This window comes from Alicyclobacillus fodiniaquatilis, from assembly GCF_042678105.1.
Lineage (GTDB): Bacteria > Bacillota > Bacilli > Alicyclobacillales > Alicyclobacillaceae > Alicyclobacillus > Alicyclobacillus fodiniaquatilis.
The window spans coordinates 80,088-101,081 of sequence record NZ_JBHUCX010000102.1; the positions used below are offsets into that span (position 1 = coordinate 80,088).

A 20,994-nucleotide genomic window follows, 5' to 3' on the forward strand; every position below is an offset into this window, starting at 1 on the left:
CTTCTGAACCGTCTGTTCAAGTTTCTCACTGGTCAACTGTGAGGACTCGCCCAGCTCAAGTAGGTCATGGCCACTGTGTTCGAGTTCTTCTTGTCGTTCTAGTTCCTCTATGGAAGCAAAAGTGTCTTCACCTTTTCCTGAAGTCTAGCTTTATGCTTAGCGACGGCTTTGCCCCAGACAAACGTGTATCGGTTCGCGTTTGCTTCAATCTTTGTGCCATCAACAAAGTAGTTCTCCAGCTTGACGTACCCCTCTTCAATCAACAGCTCGAGTACACTGGTGAAGATTTTTTCCAAAACATCCTTCATGCGTTCTGTTCAAAATCTGTTAATTGTCCGAAAGTCAGGCGTTTGTCTTCCCGCTAGCCACATGAACGGTATATTTTCTCGAACAGCCTTAGCGATTTGTCGGGAGGAGTAAATCCGCTGTGTATAGGCATAAATCACGATTTTTGTCATCATTTTAGGGTGGTAGCTATCTCGACCGCCGCCAGGGTAAGCAACTTCAAAGATGGCGTCATCTAGGCGGGTAACGGCTGTGTTTACCACACGAGAGATATGATTAGGGGGAATGTCCAACTCCAAATTCATTGGGAGATATAGCTGATCCATGTTATACTCAATAAACAAAGAAATCGCCCCTTTGGACATGGTTGCTCGACACTTCCATTTTACCAAAAGGCGATTTCTTTTTGTTTACAGAAAGGGAGCTATCCCTCCAGTCATCTATGATGACTTTTGGGACAGCCCCTTAGTAATTGATGAGAGATTGAATCATTCAATCGATAGGACGTCAAAAGTGCTTGGGACTTTGCCTTAGATTGTCCTGATGAGTGACGCTCCTCAGTTTGTAAAGTAGTGCTGTTCGATGTCCTCGATCAGCCCAGGCTGTACCGGGTTCCATCCTAGCTGCTTTTTGGTCTGAGTGCTCGATGCCGCGTGGTCGACCTTGACCATGGGGGCGAGCCAGTTGAAGTGGTCATCCGCCTCTTCGTTGGAAATGGAGCTCACTGGTAGGTTGAGACGGCGGCCGATGACTTGTGCGATGTCATGAAATGACACTCCCTCGTCCCCAACTCCGTGTAGTCGTGCGCCAGCCGGTGCCGATTCCATGGCCAACCGGAACAAGCTCGCCGCGTCGAGTCTATGCACGGCAGGCCAGCGATTAGACCCATCGCCTGGATAGACCGAGACGCCCTTGTCCCGGGCAATGCTGATAAGGGCCGGAACGAAGCCATTGTCACCGTTGCCGTGTACTGAAAGCGGGAGCCGCACCAGCGATACACGCACACCTCGCGTGGCGAATGACAGTGCTGCCTCTTCTGAGGGAATTCGGAGCGCTGCAGGAGACGCAGAATCAGTCGCATCTTCTTCCGTTACGAGGCGCCCTGGCGTGAGAAGCGCGGTCCCGGAAGTGATAACAAAGGGCCGATTGGACCCCGCGAGGGCTTCGCCCATGGTTTCGATAGCGCGTCGATCCGCCTCAACGGCATCCACAAAACTCGTGGTTGCGGAAATGTTGTTAAAGGCTAAGTGAATCACGCCGTCCGCTGCAGAGACGCCGTTACGAAGGCTGTCGAAGTTGTCGAGGTCTCCCCGATGTACCTCAGCCCCGGCAGCAGATATTGCTGCGGCAGACTTGTCTGAACGCGCGAGCCCGACGACCTGATGCCCTGCATCAAGGAGTTCGCGTACAACGGCAGATCCGATGAAACCTGTTGCCCCAGTGACAAAAACACGCATAGTAATCCTCCTTAAGCTGGTGAGTTATAGAGCTACTTGAACCGCCACGGTGGGTATAGTCAATCAACACCGTTAGCACAAGTCATTGTAGTCTCCGTCTCGTCCGAACATTTGCCTGTTTTTATTCACTTCTTGCCTGATCCTACCGATCGAACACTGGCCTTCCATCATTTATAAAGTGGGGGGTGTGTACGTTCAATTTGTTTGGTGTTCACGAAAAAGAAAAAGCCCGCTAAGTCTTGCGGCCGCGAGATACAAGGAGAAGAAACCGACGAAACGATGCATACCGGCAGTGCAGGTTGAAACTCGTGGTAGCGTCACACATGGTATTTATCCGTCTAGTTTTTGTGTTTGTTTACGCAGTTTCGAGATATCTCTAATTGGTGAATTTCCGAAGAAGCGGCTGTAATCTCGGCTGAAATGAGAATCGCTCACATATCCCACTAGCCGACCTGCAGTGGTCACGTCCGCCTGATTAGATAACATCAAACGCCTCGCTTCTTGAAGTCGTAGCGCCTTTTGGTATTGCAGAGGGCTCATCGAAGTGACTGACTTAAAATGCTTATGAAATGACGTCGCACTCATGTGTACTAACTGTGCCATGTCTGCAACCTTTATTTGCTGGGAAAAGTTATCTCGAAGCCAAGCAATCGCCTTGGCAACTCGCTGCACGCTTGAGTCCGCATAACCCATTTCAGCGACGTGAGCGCCGATGGGGCTGCGAAGGAGTCGTATCAAAATCTCATCAACCACAAGTGGGGCAAGCAATTCAACATCGCCGGAACTGTGCAAACACTCTAGCAGCCTCGTCACCGCGTTTAGAATGCTCGAATTGGCGTCAATTACATAACCTGCACTCCTTACACGAACTGGAGACAGACCATTGGGATACACTTTCAGAACCAATTCAGCTATCCTTTGTGGTTCGAGGTCTAGCCTAACGCCCAGGAACGGTTCGGAATAACTGGCATGTGTGGTCTGCATGGCAACAGGAAGGGCAACTGGGAACATAAGTATGCGTGATCGGTCGGCCTGATAGATCTGTTCTCCCACCGTGACAGTCTTTGCCCCTTGTGCAATGACAAACAACGAGGGCGAGTAGAAGGTTTTCACGTACTCGGTATCCGTTCGTGAATAGCGACTAACATGCAAACCCGGGATGCGCTGGCTAAAAGCACCGTCATGAGGGGCATGATTGTAAATCAGGTGTAGCAACCGGGCCGTTTCCAATTCTAGCGGAGCCACGGGGTTACCTGACATAAATGGAACCAAAGTGTTATCCTGCCTCTCCATAGTTCAAACGCGACCCTTATGTGTTTCGACATCTTGATCAATTCTATCAGACTCGCTCGACACTTCTGTCTCACGTAGTTGTTTAAGAGTAACGCATATCGCAGCTTTCTGCCCGAGAGCGATATTATTGGTCGTGTTCAACAGTGCATACTTATTCTATCCCGATGACTAAATGAGCTCGATTTACATCACAATATCCTAATCAAATTATCTCCGAACGGCCACCTCAAGTGTACAATTCCAAGCTCAATTCTGTGCGCCAAATAAAAATCAAATTACCACGACAAATATCTATCAAAGTCACAACTACATGTCACATGGATGTGCGTCGCTTTGTATCAAAAACGAACCTTTTCGAGGGGATATGCAAAAACACCCAATATTCAGCCCGATAAAATCTGCCTGAAATCACTCGCTTGACAATCTACGCAGAATTTCATGCAATGCTAATGAAATGAACCACAAAAATTCGATAGAGTTTCAACGATCCACTATTAGATTATGAACTGTTGGCACAATTAACCTCAAAGGTAGGGGATCAAATGAAAGTGCGTCAGACATTTGTAACTGCTATGTTGACAATAACCAGCCTCGGATTAGTTGCTGGTTGTGGAACGCCGAATCAACCAAGTGGTTCGTCAAAAACTACAGCTTCAACAAACAGCAGTAACTCTTCGTCTCCAAGGAATTGGTCTGGTGCCAAGAATCATCCATACGGTGGAATGGGGATGATGATGAATACGACAGAACTAACCAAAATATTGGGTATTTCGTCAACTGTACTCCAAAATGATCTAAAAGCCAAAAAATCACTTGTCCAAATTGCTTCAAGCAAAAACATTTCCGAAGCAACTTTAATTAAAGATTTAGAGTCTAGTTTCAAGACTGGGTTAGAGAGTCAAGTGAAAAGTGGGAAGATGTCATCTTCCCAAGAACAGAAAATGATCAGTATGTATGACTCACATGTGAAGTCAATGGTTGAACAAAAAGGTATGCCTCAACGACCAACTGAATCAAAGAACTGGACCAAGCACACGAATAACAATTCATCAAAATAGACGAGACGAAAAGTGTGCCTATAGATTCAATTAAATACTCTCTTAACGAATACAACTACGACCGCCCACACCAATCGCTCGGCTACCTAACACCGGCTGAAGTCTATTATCAAAGGGGCGCACTTCATTGCACCCTCCTAACGCTATCTGAAGTAATCAGTAACAGTTTCATAACTTAAACTAGAAAATCAGTGTCTTGACACAGGGGTCCACTTTATACTATGCATGGCTGAAATGTCCAGACAGTGAACAAAAAATTGCTCAAAACTGCAGTTTAGACGCGGCAATAGGAATGACTGGTTCGAATATTCAGATAGTATTTGTTGGGTGTGTCTACCTATTGACTTAATACCGTAGTGATGGTTCTTATGGAACAGAGCGAGTGAAGACAGTTAAACAGGGGGATTTGTGTATTCGAGATTTGGGTTATTTTTGCTTAGCCGATTTTCGAGAGATGGAACAGCGTGGTGCATTTTATGTGTCTCGCCTCAAATTGAACGTTCGTGTTTACGAGAAGAACCCAATCGTCGAGTACTTTCAAAACGGAAATGTCAAAAAAGATTCTGTGTATAAGGAAATCAACCTCGAAGCCATTATGGATCGACTGCAGCCCGGAGAAATCATGGAATTAGACAAAGTTTATCTGGGGAAAACACAAAAGTTCCCGACCCGATTGGTGATTTATAAATTGACTCCGGAGCAGACCGAAAAAAGAGCTTACGGCGCGTGCCACCAACGAAAAGAAAAAGAATATTTCCTATCGAGAGAGGACTAAAAGGCTCAGCGGAATCAGTGTATATATCACGGATACTCCGAAACAGATAGTGACCAAGGAACAGGTTCATGAACTGTACTCTCTCCGCTGGCAAATAGGCGTGTCCAGCTAAGGACACAGTAACTAGTTGGTGCAAGTCCAACCGGGAGGAGAGACTCCCCTCCCGTAGCCTGAGAGGCACCGTGGAGTGAAAGCGAAACGGTGGAGCTCTCTGACATCGTGCTCTTCAGGAGCACGGGCAAAACTCCAGGTTGTAATGTGCAATGAACGTAGATGTAGCCTCTTTACACGCAACTCCGGTGGCTGAGACGGTCTATAACGTGCGAAAGCAACAAGAGCTGACCGAAACGAGTCTGAAACGGCAGTCCTCACCGGCGGGGTATCAGCGGCGACATGGAGGGAAAGTTGCTGTGGAAACTGGAGAAGCCCTCGACACCCGGTGAAGAAATCTCATCGAGGAGACCGCCTTTATAACCGTGATCGGGAAATGGGTGCGGTAGGTGTCAGGGTGGCGGAACGGATCGTAGTACCGTGGATACGCGTGCAGTAAAACACGCGAGGAGGGAAGGGTCCGAACCTGTACGATAAAGGGAGGCAAGGATGCCATGACAAAAACATCCATCAACTTGCAGGAACTAAGGCGGCGGATATACCAAAAGGCGAAGTCTGAACCTTCGCATCGGTTCTGGGGGATATTCACTCACATTACCAACATGACGACGCTCTACGAAGCATATCAACATGCGAAGAAAAACGGCGGAGCCCCGGGCATCGATGGACAAAGCTTCGCAGATGTGGAGCAAGCGGGCGTCAGAGAGTTCCTGGAAAGCATCCGAACAGAGCTGCAGGCCGGAACCTACAAACCACAGGCCAATCGTAAAGTAGACATCCCGAAGGCGAACGGAAAAATGAGAACGCTTCAAATTCCTAGTATTCGGGATCGGGTGGTACAAGGCGCGTTGAAACTGATACTGGAAGCGATCTTTGAGGCTGATTTCTGTCCAAACTCGTACGGATTTCGACCAAAACGCTCCCCACATCAGGCACTGGCAGGCGTGCGTCGCAGTATACTACGGCGGATGACGACAGTGATTGACGTGGACTTGTCCCGCTACTTTGATACGATACGGCACAACGTATTGCTGGAGAAAATCGCAAAACGTGTCCAAGACCCACAGGTGATGCACCTTGTAAAGCAGGTGATTAAGGTGGCCGGGAAAGTCGGTGTTTCGCAAGGCGGCCCGTTTTCTCCGTTAGCTGCAAATATCTACCTGAACGAAGTTGACTGGGCATTCGATACCATCCGACGTAAAACGGCGGAGGGCAACTACGAAGCGGTGAACTACCATCGATTTGCCTATGATATGGTCATCACCGTAAGCGGACACTCTAGCAAACGCGGGTGGGCAAAACTGGCGTTGCAACGGCTGCAGGAATACCTGGAACCCTTGAAAGTTGAATTAAACCTGGAGAAGACTCGGATGGTCAACGCCCTATAAGGTGAATCATTCTCCTTTCTGGGATTTTATTTCAGACGAGTGCAGAACCGTGGCAAAACTGGATATTTCGTCCTCCTGACACCGAAGAAGAAGGCCCGGCAGGCAATTAAAGCGCGAATCCGTGAAACGGTTCAAAACGGAGGAGCGAAACCGGCAAAGGACATCGTGAAACAAGTCAATGCCATATTGAATGGATGGGTGAACTACTTTAGGGTTGGGAATTCCAGTCGCGCATTTAGTGAAGTGCGAGACTATACGGAGATGAAAATCCGAACCTTGCTGACAAGAAGGAAACGAAGGCAAAAGCGTAGCATCGGATGGCGGAGATGGAGTAACGAATATCTGTACGGCGTACTGGGGCTTTACTGGGACTGGAAGGTCTATCCCCTCAAAAGCGCAAGCGGATTTCGATGAAAGTGTCCGTAATCTCGATAAGTCTCATAATCCTTTTGACGAAGTTTACGGGGTGAACTGCTTGAGGGAAAACCTCACGAGCAGTTCTTATGGGGAGGGGCTGGAGACGGGTCGTGAGATACCGCGTCAGTCCTTTACCCGACAGATTTTGTTTAAAACCTGGAAATCCATGTTTCAAATTGACCGCTGTAAACTGGTTAAACTCCCCCGATTTGAATGTCATGTATATGGACGCTTGATTGCCATTTTCCTCAGTTCCTCACTCATGTTTCAGATGCGCTCTCTACTCTTATTGAAGAAAAAACAAGAGGTGAGCGAATTCAAGGTGATAGGAATGGTGAAGGACTATTTTCGCGTACTGCATCAGGCTTTGCGTCAAACACCGGACGACGTACGAGACGTACTCAGGCGACTTTATCAGATGATTCAAAAGAACGGTCGGAAATCTCATCGATATTAAGAAGAAAACGGTGTTTGATATATTGGGTGTCATTTACGAACGTGAGCAGAAAGATCGTCGCACTGCATAAGGTACGAAAAAGCAGTCCACTTCGCTTGAGTGGACACACCCTATGATGGGATATTTAATCTTATGAGTAAGTATTGTGTAAATTACCAAGAAATCAGTTTATCCGCGAATGCTTACCTTGATAGGCATGGGGCCAGCCCCATTTGGAGTGGTCTCCAGACAATGGCGTATCACACAGTATTTAAACATGTTACAATATGTGCAGGATCATTGATATGGCGTGTGTACATGGTAACACGACGTAACTACTTTTTTCGAGTGATTCGCACGTTTAGACGAAAAAAATAGCCCCACCATGAATAGCAGGGATAGGGTTACATGATAAACTTTACTTGGTACTATTCGGTGGTGCAGTTTTATTAAACTTGTTGGAGCATATACTGATACATACTTTGAACAGTATTTATAAGCTTTGAACTACCGTCATAATCAGTGGACGCTTGGATCATGTTACTCATCTCTTGAGTCAAATCGACATTTGAGCTTTCAAGATAACCTTGCTGAACAGTTCCGATGCTGCCTGTCCCTGGTTGACCATATGTTACAGCTCCCTGGTTTCCTCCTGCTGGAGCTGTCCACATATTTGTGCCTGCATTTGTCAACCCAGACGGATTTGGAAAGTTGGCGAGAGATAGGTAGTATGTGGGTGGTGGTGTGTTGCCATCATTAACCGTTATAGTACCATCCTGTCCAATCGTATAGCTGTTTGATCCTACATCAATTGCTGTATCTGGTGTCCCTCCAGGGGTTGTACTTGCCAGAAGATAATCACCATTGGGAGCGACAAGATATCCGCTGCTATCTACCGTAAAGTTTCCTGCACGGGTATACTCCGTTGGAGTTGGCGATGTTGTAGTTGCACCTAATGCGAAAAGCCCGTTACCACTAATCATTAAATCGCTCGAATTACCAGTATTATCCGATCCGCCCTGAGTAAAATTTGGTGTAACTTGATTCAATTGAACTCCCGTTCCGATTTGGATTGGGTTGGTACCACCGATACCTGTGGTTGACCCTGCACTACCGCTAGACATGACCTGGCTGAGTGTATTTGCAAAATTGACCTCTGAGGCTTTATAGCCTACAGTATTTACATTTGCAATGTCGTTACCAATAACATTCATCCACGACTGGAACGCATCCATTCCAGATACTGCTGTTAGCAATGGGTTTGCCATTAATATCCTCCCCGATCTGCATTCAGTAGCCGACTACTTTCTTCGACAATTAGCGACAATTACCCTTCTAAGTCAACTTGAAATTTCGTATCATGATTGATTGGAATATGGCTTAGACAGGAACCGTGACCATTCCCCAAAGGCTGGGGCTTCTCAGAACACTCTTGATGCAACCGCCTACATAACATCTACCAAAAACCACGTTGACAAAGAATTAATATGACTTCACCATGAAGAAAAGACGGCTTACTCCGATGCAGTTGCGGCGCAAATGGGACGCGATATGGCCACCAATGACCACGCCATTGACATCGCCGTAGCCTCCGACAAAAACGCCTGCTTATTCAAAACAGAAGCATTGCAATTTTTTAACATGACGATTACTCAAAAAATATCTCAGTGAAAGAGGTAATCAGATAGCGACGACAAGTGCATTGGCTGAAACAATATGGTTTTCGTTAGAAATGGTTTGGCGCTCGAATACAAATGAGTAGAACCCGCTCAATCGTACCGCACTGTACTCCCCTTAAAAAGGTCGTAAACATAGTGGTAGACGCAAAAGAAAAGTACTCGACGATTTGGCTTTCTTTGCACTACAAGACCTAGTTACAGATGCTGAAATGTACGACAATCAAAAATGATCAGGTCATTGATTCGCGCGACAGAATTCGAAGAGAGTCGAAAGGAGAATAACGATGAACGGTGTATATATCAAAGACAAGGTGGATATGGTGTTTGTGAATGAACTTGGTGAGTGCTTATAATACGAGTATTCTGGTGACATGATTCACAAACTTAACACACTTGAATAGGGTATGTTAGCACGCGAATTCAGCTAACCATCAGCAAACTTTAAGTAATTGTCCAGCCCTGCAAAAGGGACTTTTTAATTTAGCCAGGTGGTGTATTTAATCATGGGAAAAATCATCGAATTTCCGAAGAAAAATATCATAGCAATAAAAAAACAGATAAAAAAAGGCGAATACAAAATAGTAGTTGAAAAATTGGTCGATAAAATTTTGGAGAGCGGTGATTTGAAATGATCGATGAATTGCTCAATCAGTTGTACGAAATCGCGAATGACATCAAAAATGCGCTCATCAAAAACGATGCTCTACGAGTCGTTGGAATGCTCAGTCTTCAACAAGTTTGCCTCGAAAAATTAAAACGTGAATTAAAACTTCCGGAAAACAAAAACAATTTTGGTTTAATTGAGAGTAAAATAATAGAAGTACAAACGATCATGAACACAAATCAAAAGTTAATCGAAAACGGAGTGAATATGTCAAACTACATTGCGCGAAAAATTCACAAGCATGGGAATCTTTCCTACACCGCTAAAGCTTAAATTAGGTGGTCAGTCTATATGTACTCGATTAGTTTTGGCGTTGGAAGTCAAGCAAGTTCGGTAGCCCAAATTTTGATGCAAGTGGATCAACAAATTAAAAGTAATGAACTGGAACACGTTGGTGAATTTGTAGAGCAAGAAGATCAGAAGTTGCTACACGGGGAGCCAACCTCCATTTACGATTACTACGCTTGATTGAAGGGGTTGCGTCTGTGCAATATTTGAACTACACAAATTACGCCGTATCTATTGCACGGCGTTTAATTCGTTATCGCCGGAGTTCGATGATCGACGAAAGCGATTTGATTAATTCGTCGTTATCGAAATTGTGGGAACACGAAACAAAAGGAAATTCGATGGATGTTCAAATCGCAAGGCGAACGATCAGATTTGCCATGTTAGAGGTATTACGTTCTTCTTCAATGTTGAAAATGTCGAAAACAACGAGTATGAATCAAGCTATCCAAGCGTACACAAACATACTAAACGAACAAAATGAACCAAGCTACAACCCCATAGAAGAATGGATCGAAGAAGATTCGGTGCGTCAGGTATGGCTCATTGTCGAAGGATTTTCTTACGACGACCGATTGCTCTTATCGCTCATTTGGGAGCAGGGCTGTAGTATGCAAGTTGCGGCAGATGTTCTCGATGTGTCTAAGTCGCTAATTTTTAAACGATACCATACCTTACTGGATAGGATAAAAAACCAAGTTTCATCAAAAAAAGTTACCATCTAAAAAAGATGGCGACTTTTTTTGATTTCAAGGTGAACGATTTTGAAAACTTAGGCTGTATATAGAGTGTAGAAGCAAAATCACTAGCAAAAGGGGGATGACAAGATGTTACCTCCAGAAATATCGAAAGCCTCAACAGTGAACAACATAGATAACACATCAGGAAACGTTTCAGATAAAGTGAAACAACTTCGGGACTCAATCGCAAATGGGACTTATCAAGTAAACACACAGAAGATTGCACAGAATATCGTGAAAAGCGGTGTACTAAATACTTGAACCCATTAATCATTGAAATACACAAATCGGCAAATCAGTTACCACAGTGTATAAGCGAAGGCAACGCTTCCGAAGTGCACAATCAAATGTCTTATGTGAACTCATTGGTTGAACAGCTTTCGCAAAGTGTTTTAGATGGAGAGGAAAGAACGATGCTGTTGGAAGTGGTTCGGGTGATTCAAAAATCCAACCAACTCATCGTTCATCGGATGGATTTAAGCAAGTTAGCTGTTCAACAAGTTCGAAAAAATCAAAAGCATGATTGGTATGCTTAAAGGACAGGAGGAATTATCGTGTCAATAGGAACGTATTTTGGACTCAATGTCGCGGTGAATGCAATGAATACAGCGCAAGAAGCGGAGGCTGTAATCAGTAATAACATCGCGAACTCTTCAACTCAAGGTTACACAACCGAAACCGCAAATATCGTAGAATCAGACCCAATGACTGATCTCCCAAGTGGTCAATTGGGACAGGGCAGTTCTGTTGAGTCTGTTACACGGTCTGTCAATGATTTTTATAATCAACAAGTTAATGTCAGTACCTCAAGCTATAACGCTCAAAATTCGCTCATGACAAACCTTGATCAAATTCAAACTATCATGAACGCAACGAGTAGTACATCACTTCAAGGCAGTATAGATGATTTTTTCACGGCGTTCCAAACGCTTTCAACAGAACCTCAAAACAGTGCCGCTGGTCAATCGGCGATTGAACAAGCGCAAAATCTTAGTTCTTCATTCTCTACGGTTCAAAACCAATTATTGTCTACCATCAGCAATTTGAATAGTGTCGTTTCCGGATCAGCAAACGGAAGCGAAGTTTCGACGGTAAACCAGTACGCCACTCAGTTAAATCAATTGAATCAACAGATTTCTAACATCACGAGCACAGGACAAAATGCAAATCAACTTCTGGATCAACGTGACGAACTTTTGAACAACCTTTCTCAACTCGGAAATATCAAATATAGTGAAAACTCCGATGGAAGTGTCAGCGTTATTTTTGGCACTACAAACATCGTAAATACGAGCGGAGGGTTTAGCACGACAACCTTCACCGCTGCTGATACATCGGGTGTCACATCAGGTTCCATCTACGGAAACATGCAAGGGATTAGTGCGGCGCAGAATGTGATTCAGACGTTGGGGAGTTTGCAGTCGGCTATTGCTGATGGGGTAAATTCACAACTTGAACTTGGATACCAAAACAACAGTTCAATGCAAGGTGTTCCGCTTTTCAATGTGACATCATCAAACGTTACAGACGGTTCCACAACGACACCAGTTACGTCATTGTCAGTAACGAATATCACATCCGATCAACTTGCGGTTGCTCAAAATGCTAGCGCCCCCGGAGATGGAAGTAATGCTTCGGCGATTGCGGCTCTTCAAAACTCAACATCACTTACCGATTCAAATGGAAATCCATTGAATTCAACACCTGATATCTACTACGCGACATTGATCACAAACATCGGTTCGCAGGCTTCAACAGCGCAAAGCAACCAACAAACTGCCGACGCGATCTTGCAACAAAATCAGTCGATGCAAGAGAGTGTATCTAGTGTCAACGTCGATGACCAAATGGCTCAAATGGTAGAGTTTCAGAATGCATACAGCGCGGCGGCGAAGATTATCAACACGCAAAATGAAATGCTTCAAACTCTAATACAGGAGGCGTAAGAGACATGAGAATCACACAGTCGATGATGACGCAAAACCTTTTAAACAATTTGAACACCATCCAGCAAAATCTTTCTTCGACAGAAAACGAAATGACGAGCGGGAAAGTTTTGAACGAACCATCCGACAATCCGATTGCAATGTCAGAAGATATTCAAACAACGACATCAATCGATCAAGCCAATGCGTATCAATCAACGATACAAAGTGGTTTGAGTTGGATGAACAGCACAACTTCTGTGTTAAGCAGTATGAGTAGCACGCTTCAATCCATACAAAGCGTAGTCTTGCAATCAATGAACACGACAAACGGTACACCAAGTGTGCAAAGTGGATTGCAACAAAGCATTGCCCAACTAACAAACAACCTGTATCAATTAGCCGACACACAGCAAGGCGGATCGTACTTATTTGGTGGATTCGCAAGTCAAACACCAGTCAGTAGTTACATCAGCACACAGCAACTAGATACGAATTTGACTGGAAGTTCAACGACTTCTCCGTTAATCGCGAGCGGTGGACAGATTGCTATTGTAGGAGGTGAGGGCAGTACGCAAGTTTCTATAAACTCAGGGGCTTCCATGGAGGAAGTAGAAAGTGCGATTAATGGCGCAACAAATTCAACGGGCGTAACCGCTAACATTGTGAACACAAATGGAACCTATCAATTGACTTTACAGTCAAACCAATCAAATACGGCATTTGGACTTGCAGGAAATAACGTGACACTCGCGGCGGGTGGATCATTCTCCGTATCAAATAGCCCAACGAATTTACCGCCGTCTGGTGCAGGTTCGGATGTCACTTATGCAGTTTCTAGTTCGATTAACGAAACAGTGAATGTGACTGGACAACAACTTTTCAACCAATTACCACCGGGCGGTACTCAAACGCTTCAACAAACGTTGCAATCGGTGATTAACGATGTTGGAAATCCAAGCGCATTGCAACAAGACTTAACCAATTTGACCGCAAACATTGGACAAGTAACACAAGCTAACGCAGATCTTGGCTCACGGATCAATCAATTGAACACGTTGAGTAGCCAAAACAGTAACTTCATTAGTGCGATGCAAACTCAGCAAGCTTCATTAGAAGATGCGAATATGGCACAAGTCGAGACGCAATACGAAAGTGAAATGTCGAGCTACCAAGCTTCATTGCAAATGGGTTCGCAAATGATTTTGCCTACATTAGCACAATACTTAACTTCTTCTTAAAGTCGGTATTTACAGCTTTGGCTGTTAATATATAAACCACATTGAAGGATAGGTGAGACACGATGAGTGCAAGTTTTTCAATCAATTTCAACCCCGCTGCGAATAGTGTTTTGAGCAATTTGACTCAAGTAGGGAACGCTGTTCAGCAAGATTCAGAGGTCATGTCCACTGGTAATTCTGTAAATTCTGCTGCGGACAATCCGGCAGATTATGCAATGTCCCAAAACATGATCATGAACTCGAACGGCTTAAATGTTGCCGCTCAGAACGCTCAACAAGGTGTTTCGATGATTCAAACCGCGACTGGTGCACAACAACAGTCACTCGGTATTCTTCAAACCATGAACCAATTGGCAACTCAAGCGGCGCAAAGCGGTACACAAACCGTATCTGACCGTGCAGGCCTGCAACTTGAAATGAACAGCTTGGCGCAAGAAATCAACTCCATTGCGAACCAAACTCAGTACAACGGTTTGAATATCCTTTCTGGACAGTTCTCAAACGCTACTGGTGCACAAACGGTTACTCTGCAAGTGGGTGCTGACCAAGGTCAAACCATCTCCTTCAACATTGCAGGTACAGACGCTAACTCCCTCGGAGTTGCGGGCGTGGCGGCTGATACTGTCGGCTCGTACACTTCCGGTAGCGCAACTGCCAGTGCAAATTTAACCGCACCAGCAGGCGCCGACCTTGCGACAAATGGCACGTCAGGCATATCACTGGTTTCTGGTTCTATTTTGGAAACTGGTACATTCCAGGTTGTATTTAACGGGAATTATCAAGCGGGGAGCGGAACCACAACTGCTAACATGAGTAGCGGTACATTGCAACTTCAAATGGAGGGTGCTGACGGAACGTACGAAGACATTGGTAACGCAATTAACATTACCTCAGGAACAACGGCTGTTACTCTCGGTGACTCTGCAAGTGGTGCGGCAATCAACTTCACATTCAACTCGGCTACTTTCGGAACTGCAACGGTTGCCGCAAGCGGTGATTCAGGAACGTTAAGCCAAACTGACTCGTTCACACTGACGGGTACCGCGACGAGCTCCGGTTCTGCATCAAACAGTTGGACTTCTTCGACCAATGTGGTTGGTTTGAATATCTTGACTCAATCCAACGCAGCACAGTCGTTGACTAGCATTCAAAGCGCAATTTCTACGCTGACGGATCAAGAAGAACAACTGGGTGCAGTCCAAAACCGCTTGACCAATACGGTTAGCGATTTGAACAACACCTCGTCCAATTTGCAAACCGCGAACAATGTTATCGTCGGTGCGAATATGGCGCAAGCAGAGAGTAAGTTTTCCCAAGATCAAATCTTGGAGCAAGCTGGTATCTCTGTATTATCTCAGGTCAACCAACAGCCAAGCATGGTTCTCAAGCTGCTCGGTGCTTAATTTTAAAAGTATACTTCAATAGGGTGGGCGTATCGTCTACGCCCGCCCTATTTTCTCAAAAAAGTGTGGTCAAGGGAGGTCTCAAAAGATGAGTGGCTGGCTACCGACGCTTTCATCTACACTGCAAACTGAATTAACAAACCTCGAAGGAAGTAATTCTTACGTAGCGTCTGGCGTAACGACTGCCGCTTCTTCGATTTATAACACTTCCATCGATGAAGCAACACCAATCGTTTCACAAGAAAGTTCGTTGAACACAACTGTTAGTAGTCTTCAATCATTGAGTTCTGCCTTGACTACGCTTCAAAGCGCAATTCAAACTTTAGGAACTCAATCGACATGGAGTTCAGTAAATGCTACTTCTTCAAATACTGACTCATTAACGATTAGTACATCGTCTGGTGCACCACAGACCAGTGTTTCCTTCAACGTCAACAATTTAGCACAAGGACAAATCTCGATACTTAGTGGTGCTACGTCCACTTCAGATTCAGCCGCAACTTCCGTCAATTCCGGTACCATGCAAATTACTGGCGGTTTAGGAACAGCGAGTATACAGGTCAATGCAGGAGATAGTCTCGACACCATCGCTCAAAACATCAACAGTCAATCCTTATCAACTGGCGTTCAGTCGAGTATAGTTGATGACCAAGGAACATATGAATTGATGCTCACTTCTACGCAAATTGGGGCATCTAAAGGATCTTTCACTGTGGATGGCGGAACCACTGGCGTTTCGTTACCGAGTACCAATGTTCAAGACGCTGAAGATGCTAGTTTGACACTTGGTGGATCCAACGGAGTGACTATCACATCACCGAATAATACGTTTCAAGATGCTCTTCCGAATACAACGATGACGGCAGTTTCTACGGGCAGTGGAACGCTTTCTATACAAGCTGATTCATCAGGTGCTACGACTGCCATGAATTCCTTTTTTAGTGCGTATAACGCTGTGGAAAGTATGGTCTATCAGGGCGGTTCAGCGGCTAGTACGACGATAGGTCAGCTGATCGCAAATCAATTGCCAGAAACCATCGACCAATCGGTATCCAGTGACAGTGATTCGATGTTTCAAACGTTAAGTCAGATTGGCGTAATCGTGAATCCGGGAAGTTATACAGAAAATCAAGGAAATTTCACGAGTAACGGGGCACCTTCAATTGGCTTCGAAAGTTCGAATGGGATTTCTGGGTTATCGTTACCTGCTGGGGTTTCTTTGCCTGACGGAACAACCACATTTACCAATGCAGTTTCGAATCATCTATCCGATCTGCAAAGCTTTTTAGGAGTTACATCTAGCGGTTTAAATTTGCCTGGAAGCAGTTTCTTAGGGCAACTGAGTTCCACAATTAGCACATGGCAACAAGATTTAAACGGAACAACGACAAGTGATGGAACAATTACTGGTGAAATTGGTACATTACAAAATCAAATCGGATCAGGAAGTTCGGCGGCACCTGGTACAATAACTTATTCGTTGAATCAGCTTCAACAGCAATATACAGACCAGATCACAAATTTACTTCAACAATGGAGTGCGGCAAATAGTTCTGTGGTTCAAGCCGATACACAATACAGCGAATTAGCAGCCGTAGAAGAGGCTTACAGTAGCCAAGTAACTAATGACGCTAGTTTGTACGGAGGTTGATTTTATGTATGAACTAGAGATCGATGAAGCATTGGATGAAGAAAACTTGGAGTTGATTTGGGAACTTATGTTCAAACGTACAGCTTGGATACAAAATAACGAAATTCCAATAGAAGATGTACCGCGTTTGAAAGAAGAAACTGCACGGATTAAAGAACGTATTTTGGTCATTCAAGGGCAAATCTGCCGAAGAATATCGGAAATAACGAAATCACAAAATGCATCAAAAATATATGGCGGTTGGAGGTGACGTTTTGAAAATCAGTTTATGCGCGATTGTGAAAAACGATGGTTTTTTGATTGGGAAAATGCTCAAAAGTGTAGTAGGCGTTGTTGATGAAATCATATTGGCTGATACAGGTTCTACGGACAATACATTGGAGATTGTCGAGAAGTTCCAAAATGAAAACCCTGATCTTTTGCAATTGTTTCATTTTGAATGGGTTGATGATTTTTCCGCTGCTCGTAATTTTACATTGAGTAAGGCGAGCGGAGATTGGATTTTGGTGCTTGATGCGGACGAGTTTTTGGATGCAGAAGAAAAATTGCATCTTCGAACCTTTTTAGAAAACACAAATGGACATGGTGTGTTTGTAAAGCAGCGGAACTATACAGGTAGTATGAGGGATATTGTAAACGTCCTTGATGTCGATGTTTGCCGTGTATTTCGTAAGGGATATGAGTACGAAGGGACGATTCATGAACAAATTGCCACAGCCATTGTTAATGAAAATGCACCGTTCGAAAATTTCACTTTGCATTTGCACCACATTGGATACACCGAGGAATATTTGAAACTAAAGAACAAGAACAGTCGTAACGTAGCTCTTTTGGAAGAACAAATGCGCAACATTCCGTATAAGGAAAAGGTGCTTCGATGGTTCACAGCTTCAAACTTGCTGGCTGAGTATTCAGGAATGCAACAATGGGAAAAAGTCATTCACACGGCACGACCAGTAATTGAAGAAATGAAAAAAATGAAGAAAGAACGTCCGAATTTCTTGTCTCGTGTATACAAGTTTTGTATCAATGGTTATCGCTTCAGTGAACGATATAACGAAGCTATCCGTTTCGCAAAAGAGGCACTTAATTTTTACCCAAAGAACACCGATCTACGAATGATGTTGGCAGAAACATATTTGTTGATGGGTGATTTTGGGAAGGCAATTGAGGAGTTGAAAAAGTGTCGAGAAATGGGCGACATTCAGTTTAATTTTGTTGAGTATGTCGAAGGAAACGGAACGTACGTTGCTGCTCGGCAAATCGGATACGCTTGGATGCGTTTGGGCGATGATTTAACGGCTAGAGAATGGTTTGTTAAATCATACGAGGAAAACACGGAACAAAAAGGTCTTATTCCGTTGATTGTCATGACAGTGTCTGAAGTGATGGTTTTGAAAACGATGGAGAAAGTGATCCAAACACCACAGAGATACGATGAATTTATCGAAAGCATGGCTATAGTCGGACATCCAGAAGTTATCATGTTCATTGAAAAAGCAGAAAAGAAATTTGGCGTTCGACCTGCTACAAAACGTGCACGTTTCGCTTATGAAGTAAGACAAGGTATGGAACCAAGCCTTCCTGAAAATCCAAGTGACGTTGATTTGGCGAGGATGGGACTTTGGCATTACGAGCAGGGCGACAAAGATAAAGCAAATGAAATGTGGTTTTCATGCGGTGGTCTTGGTGAGTATTTTTTCCGGATTACGACTCAATGCAGCAGGAATATCAAGTGGGAAATTCAACGAGTGATTGATGAAATTATGGCTGCTTGTGCTGTGAACTTCCTTACAGATTACGGGTTGTATATTTCAGACCTTGCTAAGTTCTTCCCTTACATTTTGCGCACTGATGTTCTTGCAGGTTTTACTTCAGATGAATACTTACAAGCTTCTGCTGAAACCTATGAAGACTGTGAGTGGAAGGCGCAAGTTTGTTTAGCAAAAGGGGAACTTGAATGGGCTGAAAAATGGATGAAGATAGCTTACCTAAAGAACGGAAACCGAACCGTTCGTGGATTCATGATTGATGCGAGTATGCACCCGGATAAGAGCGAAAGTATCATGAGAGAAGCACGGAAGGTGTATCCCGATTCCAAAATGTTATCGCTGATTTGGAAGGAACAATTTGCTCCGAAATTGGAGAAAGGAGTTTTGAGATATTGAGGAATCCATATCAAGCTTACAAGCAAAACTCTGTTACGACGGCATCACCTAAGGCATTGTTGATTCGCTTGCATGACAAGTCAATCGACGAATTACGTGCAGCTAAACAAAATTTTAAAGATGGAAATGTGGATGAAATGCGTCCACGTATTCAAAAAACCCAAGATATAGTCGCTTATTTGCGGGGATGTACGGATACACAAACGGAAGTAGGAGAAAGGTTAGTTCGTCTATACAACTATTACTATCAAAAGTTGTTTGAAAGCTTCGTTTCACCCTCAAACGAAGTGTTTGATGAACTGCTTGGATATTTTGAAAGTTGGAAAGAAACTTGGATTAAAGCAGAATAAGGGAGGGATTTTATGTTGTCTATAAGTAAAGAAGAATTGACAAAACGAGTGAGTGAAATAGCGAATGAGAATGGATTTGTACAGGGGTGGCTACACAACGATGCGGGGGCGTTCCTTTATCAATTGGCACGTATTAACGCACCTATACCTACCGTTGTTGAATTGGGTTCATGGAAAGGCAGATCGACTTCTTGGCTTGCATCTGCCATCAAAGATCGCGGAGAAGGCAAAGTGTACGCCGTTGATACGTGGGATGGAACACCGGGGGAATTAGAACATGTTCAATTGTTAGATGGATACAATGAAGATCAGTTATTCGATGAGTTCAAAGAGAACATGGAAAAACTGAATCTGCTTGCTCATGTAGAACCACTTCGAATGAACACGATTGCGGGGGCAAAGCATTGGCTTAATGTTTATGATGGTCAACCGATTGGGCTGTTGTTCATTGATGCAGGTCATGATTTTGAGGATGTCTTAAAAGACTTTGAGTTTTGGAGTCCGTTTGTCGTAAAGGACGGATTTATTGTTTTTGATGATGTGCCGGGATGGCCGGGGCCAACAAAAGTAGCATTTAGTTTACCGAAATGGTACAAAAACATTGGAACAACACCGAACAATGTAGCGTTCAAAAAAATTGTATAAACTGTTCACAAAAAGTCAATATGACTCATCCTGGATTTCGACGGTTTGGTCCTCTTTGAAATGCCCTGAACAATTGAAAAGGCGCTCCCCGTACGGCTAAGATGAGTTCTGTATCCGACATTGAAGTGTTCAATAGTGTTGGGCTACCGATGGAGGGGTAATCGACAAGTTCAATAGCAAAATCACTTTCCTCAAATATACGTGAATAGGCCCCTTAAGGAACACATCTTCCCGGAACGGAAGTAATCACTTCTGCTCTCTCTTGACAAATAGCGTAATATCCCATTAAATCCATTTCTACCGTTCACTTTAAGGCGCCTTAGAAGAGTTGGAGGACCTATGCTACCTCCACACGTATAAAGTGCTTCAGATCCTTTATTCCATATTCTCACTCATACTTCTATTTTAAAATCCCGATTTCATTGCCCATAAATCAAACGTATGGATAATCATTTATTACAATCTAGTGAGCAAAAAATCATCCATATCAAATAATAGAACCAATCTATTAAGAATGCATATTTGAATTGGATGTCGCCTATTCTATACGATGTTGAACTGATGTAAATATTGTCTATTTGTATAATGATAACTTATATTTGTCTAAATGTAATCCAATATAATTATGTAGGATAATGATGTAAATGTGATTTTATATGACATAAACAAGATCCGATAATATCAATGTATAGAGCAATTTCATCTGAAGCTAGATTGATTAACTTGGCAAAAACTCCGATTGCACCGAAGATAATCATCGACAAAATGAAGTATATTCTATTTATCACTCACAGTTCCCACTTTCTACCGAGTATGATGTGCGGACACAGGATGTCAGCTACAACATGGACGCGGTAGAATCCACAGGAAAGTATTGCCGATCTTAATGTAAATACCTAACAGTAGATTCTACCGTTTAAGCATTTACTGGCGGGGCAATAAAGTTAAACATAATGTTCGTCCTCCGTTTCGAGTACATTATTGGATTCAAAACTACACCTCATTTTATCATGGTAACAA

General features: G+C 43.9%; 20 protein-coding genes and 3 pseudogenes. 19 read left to right on the forward strand and 4 right to left on the reverse strand.

Annotated features, from left to right (window positions below):
- The 3 genes and pseudogenes from ACFSB2_RS26820 to ACFSB2_RS26595 form a co-directional block, all read right to left on the reverse strand.
- Window positions 1–629 (reverse strand): annotated as a pseudogene (locus ACFSB2_RS26820) (transposase); the annotation flags it as partial.
- Between the two features lie 213 nt (window positions 630–842).
- Complete coding sequence (locus tag ACFSB2_RS26590) at window positions 843–1,742, reverse strand: SDR family oxidoreductase (protein WP_377946273.1); 900 nt, start codon at window positions 1,740–1,742, stop codon at window positions 843–845.
- Window positions 1,743–2,072: 330 nt separating this feature from the next.
- Window positions 2,073–3,035, reverse strand: coding sequence for an AraC family transcriptional regulator (locus ACFSB2_RS26595; protein WP_377946274.1), 963 nt, complete (start codon window positions 3,033–3,035; stop codon window positions 2,073–2,075).
- Window positions 3,036–3,577: 542 nt separating this feature from the next.
- On the opposite strand from ACFSB2_RS26595, the gene ACFSB2_RS26600 reads away from it, so the two are divergent.
- The 5 genes and pseudogenes from ACFSB2_RS26600 to ACFSB2_RS26620 form a co-directional block, all read left to right on the forward strand.
- Complete coding sequence (locus ACFSB2_RS26600) at window positions 3,578–4,093, forward strand: hypothetical protein (protein WP_377946275.1); 516 nt, start codon at window positions 3,578–3,580, stop codon at window positions 4,091–4,093.
- A gap of 382 nt (window positions 4,094–4,475) precedes the next feature.
- Complete coding sequence (locus ACFSB2_RS26605) at window positions 4,476–4,868, forward strand: transposase (protein WP_377946276.1); 393 nt, start codon at window positions 4,476–4,478, stop codon at window positions 4,866–4,868.
- Window positions 4,869–5,131: 263 nt separating this feature from the next.
- Window positions 5,132–5,311: a hypothetical protein gene (locus tag ACFSB2_RS26610; protein WP_377946277.1), complete on the forward strand. Its 180-nt coding sequence runs from the start codon at window positions 5,132–5,134 to the stop codon at window positions 5,309–5,311.
- Window positions 5,312–5,473: 162 nt separating this feature from the next.
- Window positions 5,474–6,781: pseudogene (ltrA, locus tag ACFSB2_RS26615) on the forward strand (group II intron reverse transcriptase/maturase).
- Between the two features lie 142 nt (window positions 6,782–6,923).
- Window positions 6,924–7,311: pseudogene (locus tag ACFSB2_RS26620) on the forward strand (IS4 family transposase); the annotation flags it as partial.
- Window positions 7,312–7,669: 358 nt separating this feature from the next.
- Here the strand turns inward: ACFSB2_RS26620 and ACFSB2_RS26625 are convergent.
- Complete coding sequence (locus tag ACFSB2_RS26625) at window positions 7,670–8,488, reverse strand: flagellar hook-basal body protein (protein ID WP_377946278.1); 819 nt, start codon at window positions 8,486–8,488, stop codon at window positions 7,670–7,672.
- 914 nt (window positions 8,489–9,402) lie between these two features.
- Here ACFSB2_RS26625 and ACFSB2_RS26630 point away from each other — a divergent pair.
- The 14 genes from ACFSB2_RS26630 (at window position 9,403) to ACFSB2_RS26695 (ending at window position 19,974) form a co-directional block, all read left to right on the forward strand.
- Window positions 9,403–9,531, forward strand: a complete 129-nt coding sequence (locus tag ACFSB2_RS26630; RefSeq protein WP_377946279.1) for a flagellar biosynthesis anti-sigma factor FlgM — start codon at window positions 9,403–9,405, stop codon at window positions 9,529–9,531.
- Window positions 9,528–9,836, forward strand: a complete 309-nt coding sequence (locus ACFSB2_RS26635) for a hypothetical protein (RefSeq protein ID WP_377946280.1) — start codon at window positions 9,528–9,530, stop codon at window positions 9,834–9,836. Before ACFSB2_RS26630 ends, ACFSB2_RS26635 begins: the two co-directional genes overlap by 4 nt.
- A gap of 18 nt (window positions 9,837–9,854) precedes the next feature.
- On the forward strand, window positions 9,855–10,031 hold the full coding sequence (locus tag ACFSB2_RS26640) for a hypothetical protein (RefSeq protein ID WP_377946281.1): 177 nt from the start codon (window positions 9,855–9,857) through the stop codon (window positions 10,029–10,031).
- A gap of 17 nt (window positions 10,032–10,048) precedes the next feature.
- Complete coding sequence (locus ACFSB2_RS26645; RefSeq protein WP_377946282.1) at window positions 10,049–10,576, forward strand: sigma-70 RNA polymerase sigma factor region 4 domain-containing protein; 528 nt, start codon at window positions 10,049–10,051, stop codon at window positions 10,574–10,576.
- A gap of 102 nt (window positions 10,577–10,678) precedes the next feature.
- Entirely contained in the window at window positions 10,679–10,852 is a 174-nt protein-coding gene (locus ACFSB2_RS26650; RefSeq protein WP_377946283.1) for a flagellar biosynthesis anti-sigma factor FlgM, read from the forward strand.
- Complete coding sequence (locus ACFSB2_RS26655) at window positions 10,849–11,127, forward strand: hypothetical protein (protein ID WP_377946284.1); 279 nt, start codon at window positions 10,849–10,851, stop codon at window positions 11,125–11,127. Before ACFSB2_RS26650 ends, ACFSB2_RS26655 begins: the two co-directional genes overlap by 4 nt.
- Before the next feature lie 18 nt (window positions 11,128–11,145).
- A complete protein-coding gene (gene flgK / locus ACFSB2_RS26660) occupies window positions 11,146–12,537 on the forward strand; it encodes a flagellar hook-associated protein FlgK (protein WP_377946285.1) in 1,392 nt (463 codons plus the stop codon).
- A 5-nt stretch (window positions 12,538–12,542) separates the two neighbouring features.
- Window positions 12,543–13,757, forward strand: coding sequence for a flagellar hook-associated protein FlgL (gene flgL / locus ACFSB2_RS26665; RefSeq protein WP_377946286.1), 1,215 nt, complete (start codon window positions 12,543–12,545; stop codon window positions 13,755–13,757).
- A gap of 62 nt (window positions 13,758–13,819) precedes the next feature.
- Window positions 13,820–15,160: a flagellin N-terminal helical domain-containing protein gene (locus ACFSB2_RS26670; protein ID WP_377946287.1), complete on the forward strand. Its 1,341-nt coding sequence runs from the start codon at window positions 13,820–13,822 to the stop codon at window positions 15,158–15,160.
- A gap of 88 nt (window positions 15,161–15,248) precedes the next feature.
- On the forward strand, window positions 15,249–16,811 hold the full coding sequence (fliD, locus tag ACFSB2_RS26675; protein WP_377946288.1) for a flagellar filament capping protein FliD: 1,563 nt from the start codon (window positions 15,249–15,251) through the stop codon (window positions 16,809–16,811).
- A 4-nt stretch (window positions 16,812–16,815) separates the two neighbouring features.
- Entirely contained in the window at window positions 16,816–17,061 is a 246-nt protein-coding gene (locus ACFSB2_RS26680; protein ID WP_377946289.1) for a hypothetical protein, read from the forward strand.
- Window positions 17,062–17,065: 4 nt separating this feature from the next.
- Window positions 17,066–18,979 (forward strand): glycosyltransferase, encoded by a 1,914-nt coding sequence (locus ACFSB2_RS26685; protein WP_377946290.1) that lies wholly within the window; start codon window positions 17,066–17,068, stop codon window positions 18,977–18,979.
- A complete protein-coding gene (gene fliS / locus ACFSB2_RS26690) occupies window positions 18,976–19,329 on the forward strand; it encodes a flagellar export chaperone FliS (RefSeq protein WP_377946291.1) in 354 nt (117 codons plus the stop codon). Before ACFSB2_RS26685 ends, fliS begins: the two co-directional genes overlap by 4 nt.
- Window positions 19,330–19,344: 15 nt before the next feature.
- Window positions 19,345–19,974, forward strand: a complete 630-nt coding sequence (locus ACFSB2_RS26695) for a class I SAM-dependent methyltransferase (RefSeq protein ID WP_377946292.1) — start codon at window positions 19,345–19,347, stop codon at window positions 19,972–19,974.
- The last annotated feature ends 1,020 nt before the right edge of the window (window positions 19,975–20,994 follow it).